Origin of the sequence: Ectobacillus polymachus (genome assembly GCF_048159605.1) — a bacterium.
Lineage (GTDB): Bacteria > Bacillota > Bacilli > Bacillales > Bacillaceae_G > Ectobacillus > Ectobacillus polymachus.
Map to the genome: position 1 here is coordinate 1,373,990 of NZ_JBLREB010000001.1, position 15,782 is coordinate 1,389,771.

General features: G+C 37.5%; 16 protein-coding genes and 1 pseudogene. All 17 read right to left on the reverse strand.

Annotated features, from left to right (window positions below):
- Positions 1 to 4: 4 nt before the first annotated feature.
- Positions 5 to 271 carry a YggT family protein gene (locus tag ACM5BR_RS06970; RefSeq protein WP_416826928.1) on the reverse strand — a complete coding sequence of 89 codons (267 nt, stop codon included), beginning with the start codon at positions 269 to 271 and terminating at the stop codon, positions 5 to 7.
- A gap of 6 nt (positions 272 to 277) precedes the next feature.
- Entirely contained in the window at positions 278 to 721 is a 444-nt protein-coding gene (locus ACM5BR_RS06975; protein ID WP_416826929.1) for a cell division protein SepF, read from the reverse strand.
- Between the two features lie 12 nt (positions 722 to 733).
- Complete coding sequence (locus ACM5BR_RS06980; protein WP_416826931.1) at positions 734 to 1,411, reverse strand: YggS family pyridoxal phosphate-dependent enzyme; 678 nt, start codon at positions 1,409 to 1,411, stop codon at positions 734 to 736.
- Positions 1,408 to 2,220 (reverse strand): peptidoglycan editing factor PgeF, encoded by an 813-nt coding sequence (pgeF, locus tag ACM5BR_RS06985; protein WP_416827862.1) that lies wholly within the window; start codon positions 2,218 to 2,220, stop codon positions 1,408 to 1,410. The genes ACM5BR_RS06980 and pgeF overlap by 4 nt, the downstream gene beginning before the upstream one ends.
- A 117-nt stretch (positions 2,221 to 2,337) precedes the next feature.
- Positions 2,338 to 2,616, reverse strand: coding sequence for a YlmC/YmxH family sporulation protein (locus ACM5BR_RS06990; RefSeq protein WP_416826932.1), 279 nt, complete (start codon positions 2,614 to 2,616; stop codon positions 2,338 to 2,340).
- A 205-nt stretch (positions 2,617 to 2,821) separates the two neighbouring features.
- Positions 2,822 to 3,598, reverse strand: coding sequence for an RNA polymerase sporulation sigma factor SigG (sigG, locus tag ACM5BR_RS06995; RefSeq protein WP_416826933.1), 777 nt, complete (start codon positions 3,596 to 3,598; stop codon positions 2,822 to 2,824).
- A 73-nt stretch (positions 3,599 to 3,671) separates the two neighbouring features.
- Entirely contained in the window at positions 3,672 to 4,391 is a 720-nt protein-coding gene (sigE, locus tag ACM5BR_RS07000) for an RNA polymerase sporulation sigma factor SigE (RefSeq protein WP_416826934.1), read from the reverse strand.
- A gap of 24 nt (positions 4,392 to 4,415) precedes the next feature.
- Positions 4,416 to 5,318 carry a sigma-E processing peptidase SpoIIGA gene (gene spoIIGA, locus ACM5BR_RS07005; RefSeq protein ID WP_416826935.1) on the reverse strand — a complete coding sequence of 301 codons (903 nt, stop codon included), beginning with the start codon at positions 5,316 to 5,318 and terminating at the stop codon, positions 4,416 to 4,418.
- A gap of 485 nt (positions 5,319 to 5,803) precedes the next feature.
- Positions 5,804 to 6,922, reverse strand: a complete 1,119-nt coding sequence (ftsZ, locus tag ACM5BR_RS07010) for a cell division protein FtsZ (protein ID WP_416826936.1) — start codon at positions 6,920 to 6,922, stop codon at positions 5,804 to 5,806.
- 39 nt (positions 6,923 to 6,961) lie between these two features.
- Positions 6,962 to 8,239, reverse strand: coding sequence for a cell division protein FtsA (gene ftsA, locus ACM5BR_RS07015; RefSeq protein ID WP_416826937.1), 1,278 nt, complete (start codon positions 8,237 to 8,239; stop codon positions 6,962 to 6,964).
- Between the two features lie 115 nt (positions 8,240 to 8,354).
- Positions 8,355 to 8,543: pseudogene (locus ACM5BR_RS07020) on the reverse strand (DUF1290 domain-containing protein); the annotation flags it as partial.
- Between the two features lie 135 nt (positions 8,544 to 8,678).
- On the reverse strand, positions 8,679 to 9,425 hold the full coding sequence (locus tag ACM5BR_RS07025; RefSeq protein WP_416827863.1) for a cell division protein FtsQ/DivIB: 747 nt from the start codon (positions 9,423 to 9,425) through the stop codon (positions 8,679 to 8,681).
- A gap of 101 nt (positions 9,426 to 9,526) precedes the next feature.
- The gene (gene murB / locus ACM5BR_RS07030; RefSeq protein ID WP_416826938.1) at positions 9,527 to 10,432 is read right to left on the reverse strand and encodes a UDP-N-acetylmuramate dehydrogenase; all 906 of its coding nucleotides are present in this window, start codon (positions 10,430 to 10,432) and stop codon (positions 9,527 to 9,529) included.
- Between the two features lie 278 nt (positions 10,433 to 10,710).
- Positions 10,711 to 11,808, reverse strand: coding sequence for a stage V sporulation protein E (gene spoVE / locus ACM5BR_RS07035; RefSeq protein WP_416826939.1), 1,098 nt, complete (start codon positions 11,806 to 11,808; stop codon positions 10,711 to 10,713).
- Between the two features lie 110 nt (positions 11,809 to 11,918).
- Positions 11,919 to 13,268: a UDP-N-acetylmuramoyl-L-alanine--D-glutamate ligase gene (gene murD, locus ACM5BR_RS07040; RefSeq protein WP_416826940.1), complete on the reverse strand. Its 1,350-nt coding sequence runs from the start codon at positions 13,266 to 13,268 to the stop codon at positions 11,919 to 11,921.
- Positions 13,269 to 14,243 carry a phospho-N-acetylmuramoyl-pentapeptide-transferase gene (gene mraY / locus ACM5BR_RS07045; protein ID WP_416826941.1) on the reverse strand — a complete coding sequence of 325 codons (975 nt, stop codon included), beginning with the start codon at positions 14,241 to 14,243 and terminating at the stop codon, positions 13,269 to 13,271. It lies immediately after the preceding gene.
- Between the two features lie 18 nt (positions 14,244 to 14,261).
- The gene (locus tag ACM5BR_RS07050; protein WP_416826942.1) at positions 14,262 to 15,731 is read right to left on the reverse strand and encodes a UDP-N-acetylmuramoyl-L-alanyl-D-glutamate--2,6-diaminopimelate ligase; all 1,470 of its coding nucleotides are present in this window, start codon (positions 15,729 to 15,731) and stop codon (positions 14,262 to 14,264) included.
- Between the last annotated feature and the right edge of the window lie 51 nt (positions 15,732 to 15,782).

Sequence of the window (15,782 nt, forward strand, 5' to 3'; positions counted from 1 at the left end):
ACCATCAACCAAAAATCATATATAAAATTTTTGCTAAACCAGATTGGGCAAAACGAAGTACGATAAGAGCTACGATAGGAGAAATGTCAATCATTCCAATTGCTGGTATAATGCGACGAAACGGCTCTAAAAACGGTTCACAAATTCGAGCAAGGAAAACACCAATGGCAGATTCTCTCGCACTTGGTAACCAAGATAGTAAAATATAAACAATTATTGCATAATAATAAACATCAAAGAGGGTAAGCAATATACTAGGTATGATGTTCATGAAGGTTTACCACCTCTTTATACTTGAATTTTCTTCTTCTAATAATTCTGATATAGCCCCAACGATATCAACATTTTCAGGTGTACAAATAAATGTTTTGACCCCGAGCTTTTGGATATCCCCACCAATTGCATAAACCGTACCACTTAAAAAATCAACAATACGTAATGCTTGATCGCTCGGCACTCGTTGCAAATTAATAACTACAGCCCTGCGATTTTTCAGTTGATCAGCAATAGCTTGTGCTTCTGAATACGTACGTGGCTCAAGTAATACAACTTTAGAAGAACCTTTTGCTTTCTCAATACTTACAACATTTGGCTTTTGACCATGCTTTTGTAAAGGTAGTTCCTCATCCACTGGTTGATCTCTCTCCATTTCCAACTGTCTATGCTCTTCTAATTCCTCATTCGTGTCAAAGAAAAAATCCTTTACCTTTGACCAACTCATGTGTTCCCCTCCTTAATGATCTTCTGCAACTAAAATCGTTCCTAGTCGAATAAATGTTGCCCCCTCTTCTATCGCTATTGTGTAGTCATTAGACATACCCATTGATAGTTCTGTACAAGGAGCATAAGGTAGGTGCAACGAATGTATTTCAGATTGAATATTCTTTAACGTCTGGAAGCATGTACGAATTTCTTCCTCATTACTTGTATAAGGAGCCATTGTCATAAGTCCGACAACATTAATTTTATCATATGCTTCTAATTCTTTCACAAACTGAATAGCTTCTTCTGGACTAAGTCCATGCTTAGACTCTTCCTTTGAAGTTTTCACCTGCAAGAAGCATCGAATGGTTTTCTCGGCTCTTTTTTGAATTTCCTTTGCTAAAGACATGCGATCTAACGCATGTAAATAATCAATTTTATTAATGATTTCTTTCACTTTTCTCGTTTGAAGTGATCCGATGTAATGCCAAATGGCTTCATCACCAAATACTTCCTGTTTATGTGAAAAACCTTCCGGGCGATTCTCTGCTATATGCTTTAAGCCCGCACGAAGAACTTCCTTTGTTTTTTCATCTCCTACCGTTTTTGTTACAGCAACTATAGTAATTTCACTAGGTAAGCGATTTGCTTTTTTGCATGCAACTTCTATTTCTTTTTCTACAAGTGCTAAATGATTTTGTACTGTCAACGGTTGTAACCCTCCTTAAAGCCGATAAAGCTCATCATACGTCCAGTTTTTCCGCCATCACGTCTGTGCGAGAAAAAAAGCTCCTGATCACAGCTCGTACAAAAAGAGGTAACGACAATGTTTTGATTGGGTATACCTGCTTGAAGTACCAATTTACGATTGACTTCTTTTAAATCAAGAGAGTACTGTCCATCTGAAACTACTTTATATGGAGCAGGATCCAACATGATTCTTTGAACGGCATCCAATACCCGGTCATCTACTACATAGCAGCAGCCTCCAATAGAAGGTCCAATTGCGACATGTATATTTGCAATGGGAACATGCTCCTCTTCCACCCATTTGCGAATCATTTCAAGCGCAATTCCTTTTGTTGTACCCTTCCAGCCGGCATGTGCTAATCCTATAAGATGGTGGGACGGAGCATAAAAGTATAACGGCACACAATCGGCATAACAGGATGTTAACAACATATTTTCTTCTGTTGTATAAATTCCATCTGTTCCAGGAATGCCGTCATCATACCTAAATACTCCTTTCCCTTTATCCTCATGTCCTACTCTTTCCACTTTATTATCATGAACTTGCAAGGAACAAACCCATGATTGTAAAGGGGCATGTAGTTTTTGAGCAAGTAAACGGCGGTTTTCCAGAACAATTTCTGAACGATCCTGTACATGCAATCCTACATTTAATGAATGATAGGGATGCTCTCCAATGCCGCCTTCTCTTGTGGAGAAACCTGCTAGTACTCCGTTCCAATCTGAAATGTACAAGATACCGTCTTTATTTTGAAATGGTTCATACATCATACAACGGCTCCTTATTTTTCATCATAAAAAAAGTATGGTGTTTGTTGTCTATTTTACCATACTTTTATTTTTTCATAATGACAATATAAAATAAAGTAGAATTTGCAATATTTTTTAGGAAAATGTCGTAGGCTGCTCAGAATTTGTCGGCATCTCGCTTACTTGTACACGAACGAGAATTACATCTTCTCCAATTTTCACGATTTGGCGCCAAGGAATCAAAATTTCATCTTCTTTTCGTAATAATCCAAGCACTCTACCTTGTTTGCCAATGATAATAGCTTGAATTTTACCAGTAATAACGTCAATATCGATGTCTCCAATGTTTCCGAGTTTTTTTCCATCAAACACATTTACAACATCCTTTGATTGAAAATCTGAAATTCGAATCATTAGCATCCTCTCCTTTGTAATCAGTATATGATACGAGTTTGTGCTGTATGTGAATACTGAAAAAAAGGAGAAAAGAATAAAACCGTCAAACAGTAAATTACTGTGACGGTCATGTATAAGTATTAAATATACAAAATTGCTTTAAAACTTATCTGGTAGGTGATGTAAACAAGTAGAATTCTTTCTACATCACCTTGTACCAATCTCATTGAATCGATTTATTCATTTGTTTAATTGCTGATTTTTCGAGACGAGATACTTGTGCCTGAGAGATACCGATTTCTTCAGCTACCTCCATTTGCGTTTTTCCTTGAAAAAATCGTTTTCGAATAATCATTTTTTCGCGTTCATTCAATCGTTTCATACCTTCTTTTAACGCAAGTTCCTCTAGCCACTGTTCATCCTTTTGTTTGTCATCACTTAGCTGATCCATAACAAAAATTGGATCGCCTCCATCGTTGTAAATAGGCTCAAACAACGAGACAGGATCTTGAATGGCATCTAAGGCAAATACCACTTCTTCATGGGTTACTCCGAGAACCTGCGCAATATCCATCGCAGTAGGCTCCTTTGAATGCTGTGCGATAAGCCTCTCTCTTACTTGTAATGCCTTATAAGCAATATCACGTAAGGAGCGAGAAACGCGTATGGGATTGTTATCTCGTAAATATCTTCTTATCTCCCCGATAATCATCGGTACAGCATATGTGGAAAATTTTACGTTTTGACCTAAGTCAAAATTATCAATGGATTTCATAAGGCCAATACAGCCAACTTGAAACAAATCGTCAACAAATTCTCCCCTGTTGTTAAATCGTTGGATGACGCTGAGGACAAGACGTAAATTTCCATTAACGAGTTTTTCTCGTGCGGTTGTATCTCCCGATTGCATGCTTTGGAATAGTCTCCGCATTTCATCGTTTTTCAGTACTGGAAGTTTAGATGTATCTACGCCACAAATTTCTACCTTGTTTCGTGTCAATGTATTCCCTCCTACTGGGAGTTGCTGTACAGAGTAAAGTATCTCCTTTGGAGGGATTTTTATTCGGACGAGCCTATACCATTTTATTAAATTCTTTACGCAACCGTTTGATAATTCTTTTTTCCAACCGTGAGATGTATGATTGCGAAATACCTAACATGTCCGCTACATCCTTTTGCGTTTTTTCTTCACTGCCGTCTAAACCAAAGCGCAGCTCCATAATTTGTTTTTCCCGCTCATTAAGCTGATGAAGTGCCTTTATTAACAAGTGACGGTTAACATTGGCCTCTAAATCTTTTGTTATAATATCATCATCTGTTCCAAGAACGTCTGATAGCAATAGTTCATTGCCATCCCAATCGATATTTAGCGGTTCATCAAATGATACCTCTGAACGATTCTTATTATTCCGCCTTAGATGCATTAAAATCTCATTCTCAATACAACGTGAGGCGTACGTGGCAAGCTTTATTTTTTTCTCTGGATTAAATGTGTTGACCGCTTTAATAAGACCAATCGTACCGATGCTGATTAAATCTTCAATATTAATCCCTGTATTTTCAAATTTTCTTGCTATGTAAACGACGAGTCGTAAATTTCGTTCAATAAGAAGAGCGCGTGCTACCTCATCACCACTTGGAAGCTTTTGCAACAGTACTTCTTCTTCTTCCTTTGTTAAAGGAGGAGGGAGCGCTTCACTTCCACCAATATAGAAGATTTCATCGGTCTTAATTCCAAGCTTCTGTAATACTTTATACAGTAGATACGTCATTCTTAGCTTTATTTTCCCCATACTTTTTCCTCCTACCTTTTCTTGTTATGCAGTGGTTGATAACAACATTTTCGGATGAAGAATGCATGTATACTCATTATCAGATGATAACTTCGTATGATTGATGCCAACATAAACATTTCGAACTGAAAGAATTTCTCCATCTTTGTAAACTCTTATCGTATCTGGTTTCACAGCCAATAAAAACTGATGGCTCTGGCCAATTCCCCGATACGGAATAATTCGAATGCGCTTCATCCAATCTATTTGTTCTTCTTTTTCGTGTAGGAGTCTTGTAGGTTGTTTAGATTGCTCTAGCAACCATTGTGGAATCAGCTGTTTTATCGTGTCTGCCTCCACAATCATTACTGGCGTTTTTGTTATGGGATCATACAACTGATTACCATTATCAATTAGCCCGTTAAGTTTCAACTCTAATCCATTCACAATGAGTTCTACCTCTACAATTTGCTCATACCGTATACGAGTAATTTCGATATCACCAATTCTTTTTTTAGAAAAATAATAGATAATCGGAAAACCAATTATTACGAACAGCCAGCTAATTGGATCACCAAAGGAACTAGGTTGTGTCAAGGCCATTCCTCGTAAAATAGGACTATCCATTAGAAAGAAATGAAGGCCAATAAGTCCACCACCTACCATAAAGGTTACAAAGTAAAACATACATACTGTTGCAATGAAGGTCCGAATACGAGTAAAACCAAATGCAGCATATACAATGAGAAAGGAAAAAAGAAGTTTAACGATTGGATGTGCAAAATCTACCGATATAAGTGTAATGATGACGAGGATAGATCCGATGAATGCTCCGCAAAGAAGTCTCCATTTTCTTATTTTCTTCTTCAATATAATAGCGGTTAGTAACAAAAGGAGGTAATCAATACAAAGATTGAGCAGCCATACAACATCCGCATAAACAACCAAATACTCACCTCTTCATTCATGTTAAATAAAGTGAAACTTCCCACAAGTAAAGGGTTCTCCATTCCCACTAATGGTAAGCCTGATCAATCTAGATTTTACAGATATCTACCGACTTAACCTTCCTGTGTTTCACTCAAGTATGAAAAAACAAGGCTATACTGCCCATACATAACGGATGAAATTAGTATAAAGTACAACTGCTGCGAATGTCTGTCAATTTCTGTTGGAGTTTTCCTTGTTATTTTGCTAATTCTAGCCATTTCCTGTCACGTTCCTAAACAAAAGTCCAACAAAAAAAAGCTGACAAATGTCAGCTTTTTTTGTTTCCATTTATCCCGCTTTAACGGGCAGTAAGACCCCCACTTCAAGTCTTAGAAAAATCGAAAAAGAATAAGTGGGGGTCATAACTGCCCGTAAAAGTCCGTATTGGGCGGGCTAACCCTCGGTGGGGGATGAGAAAAACCCCCACCGAGGGAAGTTTCACTTTATCGTCTACGACGATTACGTAAGAAAGCAGGGATATCAATATCGTCTACTTGAGCGTTACGCTCTACAGGTTCTTCTTGGCTCACTTCTCTTGCTGCCTTTACCGGTGGTGCTGTCGCTGAAGTTACAGGTCTTGCACTTGGTTTTGGTAATGGCATTGCAAGATTATCATCAAATCCAGTTGCAATTACTGTTACGATAATTTCATCCTTTAAGTTCTCATTAATAACAGATCCGAAAATCATATTTACTTCTGGATCTGATGCAGACGCTACAATATCAGCAGCTTCTTGTACTTCATACAAGCTTAAGTTCGTTCCACCAGTTATATTCATAAGCACACCCTGTGCGCCATCAATAGATGTTTCTAGTAATGGACTGGAGATGGCACGTTTTGCAGCCTCAGCTGCACGAGATTCTCCTGTTCCAATTCCGATTCCCATTAGAGCAGAACCTTTATTGGACATAATAGTTTTAACATCTGCGAAATCTAGATTAATAAGTCCTGGCACAGCAATCAAATCAGATATACCTTGCACCCCTTGACGCAATACATTATCTGCTTCACGGAATGCTTCCAACATAGGTGTATTTTTATCTACAATTTCTAATAAGCGGTCATTTGGAATAACGATGAGTGTATCTACATTTTCTTTTAAAGCAGAAATACCAGATTGAGCTTGTGTTGCACGTTTACGGCCTTCAAATGTGAATGGACGTGTTACAACACCAACAGTTAAAGCACCTGATTCTTTCGCAACTTGAGCAATAACAGGAGCAGCGCCTGTACCTGTTCCGCCCCCCATACCAGCGGTAACAAAAACCATATCTGCCCCGCGTAAAGCTTCTTGTATTTGTTCCTTGCTCTCTTCAGCAGCTTTTTTCCCAACTTCCGGATTGGCACCTGCTCCTAGACCACGGGTTAACTTGCCTCCGATTTGCATTTTTGTTTCTGCTTTTGATAGATTAAGAGCCTGGGCATCTGTATTAACAGAAATAAAATCTACTCCTTGGACACCATGCTCAATCATCCGGTTTACTGCATTGTTTCCTCCGCCACCTACACCGATAACTCTTATGTTTGCTAATTGATCTTGAGTAGTATCAAATTCTAACATATCAAAATCCCCCTAGAACCTCATTTTTCTTATATGCATCTAATCCCATAAGTAGCGGATAACCTTTTTCATTTTATTAATCATCCGGTCCTCATCACGTGGTTTGGACTTTACCGTTGACTGCGAAACAGGAACAGGGGTATGGCGTTCAAAATTATCTGGATGTTCCTGACCACCTTTGCCTTTCAGCTTCCCTTTTTGATACGCATTACGAATGAGTCCTACACCAATCGTATATTGCGGTTCGCGAACACCAATATAATCTGGAATGGCAATGCGAACATTTGCATGTAAAACTTCTTGTGCCAATTCTAACACACCTGGCATAGAGGCTACACCACCAGTTAATACGAATCCACTCGATAAATTCTTCACACCAAATTTATGTAGTTCTTGTTGTACAAATAAAAATATTTCTTCTAATCTAGCTTCAATTACATCCGCAAGTTCAGCTTGTGTACACTGAATCTTTTGATCCGTCCCCATAACAGGAACAGAAAATACTTCTTCTTCAGAAGCTGTTTCTGCAAATGCATGTCCATACTTTATTTTCATTTTTTCAGCATTCTCAGTGGATGTTTTAAAACAATAGGCAATGTCTTTTGTAATATGCTCTCCACCAATTGGAATCACATTCGTTACTTGCAAAATCCCTTCTCTAAAAACAGAAATGGTTGTACAGCCCCCACCGATATCAAGTAGAGCAATCCCCATATTTTTTTCATCTGTTGAAAGAGCTAGAGTAGCGGCAGCTAACGGTTGTAATGATATGTCGACAATTTCAAGTCCTGCTCGTTCGACGCAACGAAGCAAATTATGTAGTAAAGTTTTAGCCCCTGTGACAAGTGTGCCTTCCATTTCTAGACGAACACCTATCATACCGCGTGGATCATTGATTTCACTTAGGCCATCTACGATAAACTGCCGAGGTATTACGTCAATGATTTCTCGCTCTGGTACAATGGAAACAACTTGTGCAGCATCAATCACACGTAATACATCTTCATTTTCAATTTCACGATTTTCATTCGACACTGCGACTACACCGTGACATGAATGGAGCTGTACTTGATTTGAGCCGATTCCTACAACAACGCGGTCAATATGAATTCCAACCATTCGTTCTGCTTGCTCAATCGCTTTTTTAATCGATTGTACAGTCTCATCTATGTCAACAATAGAGCCTTTTTTTAATCCATTAGATTTCGCAGTACCTACACCAATAATATTAAGTGTTTCATTTACCATTTCGCCAATGATAACTTTAACATGGGATGTACCGATGTCAAGACTAACATACATTTCATTGCTGTTCATACCCTGGCACCTCCTTCTTCATTTCTATCACTAATAGAGTTCTACCTGAACAACAATCGTTGCTTGTATATATAAGAAAAATATTCAACGTTATCATACGTATCCCTTTTTTTGCAAGGATATTTTTCTTATTTTTGTTCGAAAGTATCCGTTTTGCCAAAAATAACTGCCTTATGACCGTAATATTTTGGAACAATTTAACTCTACAAGTGAAAATCATTACTAAATATTAGTCTACACCAAGATGTACTCCTAGAAAAGCGAAACTTACAGTAAAGATTATATTAAAAAAAGAAACCGAAACGATAAGGTGAAACATCCCTTTCATGTTGGAAGCAATCTTATCATACTAGTTTTTAGATGGACGCATATCTCCTTCGCAATCGTTTAGGGCACACATAAGGGTACAAAGCGAAGCGTAAGAAAAGCGGTACATTTCCTAGTTAATATGTTCAATGTATGCTCCTACTTCTAAGTGAATCAGTACTTTATCACCTGGTTTTAACTGTTTAATAATGAGCGGATATGTACTCATTTTTTGCGCAAAATCTTGAATCGTTACACTTACTACATAGCCTTGTCCCATAAATAATGTAATATGATCCTTAATTACGTCGTCTGGTGTAAAATGAATTTCAGAGATAGATCGAACTATACTTGAATCTAATTTGGCGAGCTCGTTCGATAATTGTTGTACAGTATTATCGTCTTTAAAATCTATAAATATAGGTGCCGCCACAGGAAGAGTATTTCCTTTCAATGCTCCTATGGATTTACCGTTTTCTAATATAGGATACAGCGTATTATCTTTTTTTAAATAACCTGTCGTTTTATATTCTTCAATCGATATATGTATCTTGTTTGGAAATACTTTTTTCACAACTGCTTTTTTTATTTCGTTTTGCTTCATTAATTTCTCTGCTGCTTGATTTGCGTTGATACGAAAGTAGCTCATATCATAAGTAACACCTGATAAGGCCATGACTTCATCTTTATTTAAGTAATGATTTCCATCTACAGAAATATCGGCAATTTTACTAATAGGTGAGCGAAAGTATATACCAAATAGAACGAGCAAAAATAAAATAGAAAGATAGAGTATAAGTCGTCGGTTCGTTTTTTTTCTCTTTTGCTTTTTGAGCTTTGGAACACGGTCCTCTAGCTGTATAACCTTTTTATCCATAATCGTCCTCCACGCGCGCGCATTGATAACATAAAGAACGGCATGATTTAGCATGCCGCTCTAATCTCTCTTCATTATAGCATAAATTGGAAATTCAAAAACTATCATCTACCAATGATTTCGACTTCCGTATGCATCTCTACACCAAATTTCTCTCGAATCGTCTTTTTTACAAATTCTATTAACTGTAAAACATCTGTAGCCGTTGCATTTCCTGTATTTACAATAAAGTTACCATGCATTGGAGAAATTTGTGCGCCCCCAATTTGGAATCCCTTTAAACCAGCATTTTCTATCAAGTTTCCTGCATAGTTTGGTAGAGGATTTCGGAAAATACTACCTGCACAAGGAAAGTTCCATGGCTGCGTTTCTTTTCGATAGTCTTTATTTTTTTGCATAGTAGCAACTACATGCTCACGATTTCCATTAGATAGATCCAATTCCGCTTCCAATACAAATCCAGGTCTTACTTTTTGCAGAATAGAAGTTCGATATGAAAACATAAGCTCTTCATTTGTCAGCCATTCCACTGTACCATCTGAAAATATTACATGGGCCCTTGATACAATTTGTGACATATCAGATTTATGAGCACCAGCATTCATATATATGGCACCTCCGACACTTCCCGGAATACCGGATGCAAACTCAAGACCTGATAGCCCTTGTCTGCTCATAAAAGTAGCAAGCTTCACTAATGGATATCCTGCGCCAACACGAACTTTCATATCCTGCAGTTCAAAGTGATCGAGTCCTTCCCCAAACTTTAAAACTACTCCTTCTATACCTTTATCAGACACGAGCAAATTGGATCCGCGACCAATTACCGTACACTTTGCTCCATGTTGTTTTACCAACTTTATCGTTTCTTCAACGCTTTCTATCTTATTAGGTATTATCATTATGTCAGCGGGTCCACCAATTTTCATAGTTGTGTGTCTTGCAAGTGGCTCATTTACAAGTACAGCTCCGACATCTGATTGATTAAGTTCTTTCACTAATTGTTGCATGTTTATCTCCCCCATAAAAATCCTCCATACTATTATCGTATGCAAGATATTCACCTAACGTTATTTGCATATGCATGTCGTTTCTATTTTTTATATTATGCTCTTTATATGTAACAGGAGTACTAAAATAGAACATATCTATTCTTTCCTTTAAATTCATCATTGAAAAGGAATGGCTCGGAATTAAGATACTCGGTTTCGCCGGCTCTGTCAACTATCAAATCATGCAAAATTATTTCCTTATCCATAGAAAAACCCTGTCTTTATCAACAGGGATTTTAAAAACGTGCATGGCGACTAATATTTAACAAGACACCAACTGCCATTAGCATTAATGTTAAACTAGATCCTCCGTAGCTTATAAACGGCAATGTAATGCCTGTAACAGGAATAAGCCCGGTTACCACTCCAATATTAATCATAACTTGAATTGCAATCATAGATACGATTCCTACAGCTAAAAAGGTTCCATATAAATCAGGTGCTCCTAATGCTACTCGTACACCTCTCCATAATAACAGGCAAAATAGCAATAATATAAATGATCCTCCGATAAAACCGAGTTCTTCAGATATAATTGCGAAAATAAAATCTGTTTGCGGCTCAGGTAAATAGTAAAATTTTTGTCTGCTCTGTCCAAGGCCAAGACCGAACAATCCACCAGGTCCAATCGCAAAAAGCGACTGAATAATTTGAAACCCGCTTCCGAGTGGATCTGACCATGGATCTAAATAAGAGGTAATTCGTCTCATTCGGTATGGTGCTGACAAAACAAGTCCAGCAAAACCAGCTACTCCTAATAGTCCTAACATAACGAAGTGCATAATTCGCGCACCTGCGATAAAGATCATGATAATACAAGTACCTACCATAACCGTACCCGTACCCAAATCCGGTTGCAGCATGATCATTCCAAAAGCTAGAAACACAAGTCCTAGAGAGGGAACTAACCCCCGGGTGAAGGACGTAATCGTTTTCTGACGCTCAGAAAGGAATTTGGATAAAAATATAATCATAGCAAATTTCATAAATTCAGAAGGCTGAATCGAAAATGCTCCAATCCCAATCCAGCTTCGCGCTCCTCCACGTTCCATTCCAATACCTGGAATAAGCACAACGATAAGTAGAATGAAACACAGAAGTAAAATCACTTTCGAATATTTTCGCCATATCCAATAGTCAATATTCATAATACTAAACATTGCAATAATTCCTATACCTGCAAACAATAGCTGTCTCTTTGCAAAAAAGAAAGGATCGTCAAACTTGTAGGATGCCCATATGCTGCTAGCACTGTAAACCATAATCATACCAACTATTAGAAGCAACAACGTAACTGCAACAAGAATAAAATCAGGAGCCTTTTTTGCCTGCAATACGAACCACCTCTTTGATGTAAGTATCTTCTACAGTAGAATTACTTACCAATAATGCGAGGCTTTTGTGCTGTAACTGCTATATATGTGTGCAATTCAATCATCTCGCTTTATACTAGCTTATGCACAGCTTGTATGAATATGTCTCCTCTTTGTTCAAAAGTTTTAAATTGGTCCCAGCTAGCGCATGCTGGAGAAAGAAGAATCACGTCTCCTTCTTCTGAAAGAGCATAAGCTTCTTGTACTGCCACTTCTAGATTTTCAACACGTTTTATGATCTTCATTTTTGCTTCCTGTGCCGTTTTAATGAGTTTTGGTGCTGTTTGACCAAATGTGAGTAACGCCTTTACATTTCGAAAATAAGGTAATAAAGCATCAAAATCATTACCACGGTCAAGTCCACCAGCAAGTAAAATAACAGGTTTTTCAAAGGCCGAAATCGCCTTTTGTGTCGCTAAAATATTGGTAGCTTTTGAATCGTTATAAAATTTACGATTATGTATTGTCGTTATATATTGAAGCCGATGCTTCACTCCTGTAAATGTTTGCAGTACATGGACAATCGCTTCATTCTTAACGCCGACAAGCTTTGCAACACTCATGGCAGCTAAAATATTTTCTACATTGTGCTTACCAGGAAGAGCAATATCTGATAGCGAAATCACTCTTTCATTGCGGAAATATAGTGCATGATCCTTTACATAAGCACCGTTTTCAATAACTTTCGTTGTGGAAAAATACACCTTTTGCCCCTTGCTTCTTTCCGACAATTTCAGTACATCTTCGTCATCCGCATTAACGACGCAATAATCATCCGCCGTTTGATTTTTAAAAATATTTGATTTTGCATGGCCATATGCTTCCTTCGTACCATGATAATCTAAATGAGCATCAAATAAGTTTAAAAGTACAGCAATTTTCGGTTGAAACGTTTGAATTCCCATTAATTGAAAGGAAGATAATTCCGTTACAATGATGTTATCTTCTTTTGCGGTAGAAGCAACTTCACATGCTACTGTACCAATGTTTCCAGCAATTAACGGATGCTTGTCCCCTTCATTCAGCATTTCATATACTAATGTTGTTGTTGTTGTTTTTCCATTTGAACCTGTAATTCCGATAAATGGTGCATCTGAAATGAGATAAGCAAGCTCTACCTCTGTAATAATTGGGATTCCTTTTTCTGTTGCAGCTTGAATAAGGGGATTATGATACGGAATCCCTGGATTTTTCACAATTAATTCTACATTTGTAAGCAATTCAAGTGGATGACTTCCACATACAACATGAAATCCTTCACGTTGTAGGTTTTGGGCCATTACGTTTTCTTCTAATGGCTTTTTATCATTCACAATTACATTTGCGCCTATATTCTTCAACAATTTCGCAGCGGCGTAACCACTTTTTGCCATTCCCAAAACTAATACATGTTTATTTTTATAATCCTCTACGGTTTTCAATTACATCCACACCTCGATATAGATTCCTAACATAGCAAACAATAATCCTACTGTCCAAAACGTAACGACAACTCGCCACTCTGACCATCCGCTAAGTTCATAGTGATGATGAAGAGGACTCATTTTAAATACACGTTTTCCAGTCGTTTTAAATGATATAACTTGAATAATAACTGATAATGTTTCAATAGCAAATATACCACCAATAATTGCAAGAAGCAGTTCTTGCTTAATTAAGATTGCAGCAGCAGCAATGGCTCCTCCTAATGCTAATGAACCTGTATCACCCATGAATACTTTAGCAGGGTGTGCATTAAATACAAGAAATCCTAGAACAGCCCCAACTACCGCCATACAAAACAAAGAAACTTCATATTGCCCTTGATGAAAGGCTAGTATGGCATAGGCACCAAAAGCTACAGCAGCTGTTCCTGCTAATAATCCATCAAGTCCATCTGTTAAATTGACTGCATTTGATCCACCGACTAATAAAAATAGGATAAGAAGAAAATAGCCAAAACCTAGTTCAATACTCACATCAGTGCCTGGTATATGTAAATCTGTCGGATAGCCACATGCTTTATAGACTACAAAAAACACAATTGCAATTAGAACTTGACCAAGTAGCTTTTGCTTCGAGGTTAATCCTAAATTACGTTTCATTACGACTTTAATAAAATCATCTAGAAACCCAAGCAATCCGTAACCAAATGTAACAAAAAGAAGCAAGTATGTGGTTGTATTTAGTTTTCCAAATTTCGCTACCATAAGAACCGTAGTCAGCATAATCGAGATGAAAATAACGATTCCGCCCATCGTTGGTGTTCCCGATTTTTTCTGATGGGACTTAGGTCCTTCTTCACGAATGCTTTGTCCAAACTTTAATCTTCGTAAAAAAGGGATAAAGATTGGAGAAATAGCAACTGCAATAAGAAAGGCAACTGCAATTGTTACGAATAATCCTTGCTGTATCACGAAAAGTTCCTCCTTTCTCTAGTTGTTCAAGCGATTGGAAATAGCAGATTTTGCAACGATTCGATCATCAAAATCAAATATTTCTTTCCCAATGATTTGATACGTTTCATGACCTTTTCCTGCGATTAAAATCACATCATCCTTTGAAGCAGAAGCAATGGCATGCTCGATAGCTTGATGACGATCTACGATTACCTCATAGTTTCTTGCATGAAGTCCGTCTGTCATATCTCGTAAAATATCTTCTGGTTTTTCACTTCTCGGGTTATCAGAAGTCAAGATGGCAAAGTCTGCATATTGTGATGCAATTTGCGCCATAATCGGTCGTTTTGTTCGATCGCGATCTCCTCCGCATCCTACAATACAATAGATTTTAGATTTTGCAAACTGTCCAATTGTTTCAAGAGCATTTTGCAAGCTATCAGGTGTATGAGAATAGTCCACAATCACTGCAAAATCTTGCCCATTATCAACTATTTCAAATCGTCCAGGTACACCCTCTATTGTTTGAATGACTTCCACAATTGTATCGATGGATACCCCAGATACAAGTGCAGCCGAAGTTGCAGCTAACACATTATACACATTAAACTTCCCAACTAGCTTCATGGAAACTGTTTTCGTATCTTGAGGAGTTATAAGTGTAAAGCTCGTTCCACTATTACTCATTGTGATATCTTTAGCCATAATATCACTGTTTTCCTCAATTCCATATGTAATAATAGTTGCTTGTGTCATCATTTTATACTCTTGCGATACCGAATCATCATTATTTAAAATGGCAAATTTAGGGGAGGTATGATGAAATGAATTACCTAGCTGGGAAAACAACAAACCTTTTGCGTGTTTGTATTCTTCTATCGTTCCATGATAATCCAAATGATCTTGCGTTAAATTTGTAAATACTGCAACATCATAATCGCAGCCGTGTACACGTCCTAAATGAAGAGCATGAGAGGAAACTTCCATTACAGCACTATCCACATCACAATTCACCATTTCATGAAATGCACGCTGCAATGTCAAAGAATCTGGTGTTGTATTTTTCACTTCAAACGTTTTATCAATAATTCTCATATTTATCGTTCCGATTAATCCTGTTTTATGACCATGATGACGCATCATTTCATTAATAATATGTGATGTGGTCGTCTTCCCGTTTGTACCGGTTACACCAATTAGATGCAGCTTCTGAGTAGGTTGGCCGTAGAATGTATCAGCCAGTATAGCTAACGCTCTTGAAGAGTCTTTCACAAGAATAACGGGTATATCAACCTCTACAGGTCTTTCTGCCACAATAGCAGCCGCACCAAGTGCGGCTGCTTGCTTAGCAAAGTTATGACTATCTACTGTATATCCTTTTATACAAATGAATAAGCTTCCTTGTTTCACTTGACGTGAGTCATTTTCAATCGATGTTATGTCTGGATTTTCATCCGGAATAGTTGGAAAATCATGTAAACATGATACAAGTGTGTGCAACTTCATCTTACTATATCCTCTCTACCAATAAAATTTAGCAATACTTTAAACAGAATT

What these genes read in the sequence shown, in the direction of transcription:
- ACM5BR_RS06970 (WP_416826928.1), bottom strand. Translation starts at nt 271, where the DNA reads ATGAACATCATACCTAGTATATTGCTTACCCTCTTTGATGTTTATTAT.
- ACM5BR_RS06975 (WP_416826929.1), bottom strand. Translation starts at nt 721, where the DNA reads ATGAGTTGGTCAAAGGTAAAGGATTTTTTCTTTGACACGAATGAGGAA.
- pgeF (WP_416827862.1), bottom strand. Translation starts at nt 2,220, where the DNA reads ATGTATGAACCATTTCAAAATAAAGACGGTATCTTGTACATTTCAGAT.
- ACM5BR_RS06990 (WP_416826932.1), bottom strand. Translation starts at nt 2,616, where the DNA reads ATGATTCGAATTTCAGATTTTCAATCAAAGGATGTTGTAAATGTGTTT.
- sigE (WP_416826934.1), bottom strand. Translation starts at nt 4,391, where the DNA reads ATGGGGAAAATAAAGCTAAGAATGACGTATCTACTGTATAAAGTATTA.
- ftsZ (WP_416826936.1), bottom strand. Translation starts at nt 6,922, where the DNA reads ATGTTAGAATTTGATACTACTCAAGATCAATTAGCAAACATAAGAGTT.
- ftsA (WP_416826937.1), bottom strand. Translation starts at nt 8,239, where the DNA reads ATGAACAGCAATGAAATGTATGTTAGTCTTGACATCGGTACATCCCAT.
- murB (WP_416826938.1), bottom strand. Translation starts at nt 10,432, where the DNA reads ATGCAACAATTAGTGAAAGAACTTAATCAATCAGATGTCGGAGCTGTA.
- ACM5BR_RS07050 (WP_416826942.1), bottom strand. Translation starts at nt 15,731, where the DNA reads ATGAAGTTGCACACACTTGTATCATGTTTACATGATTTTCCAACTATT.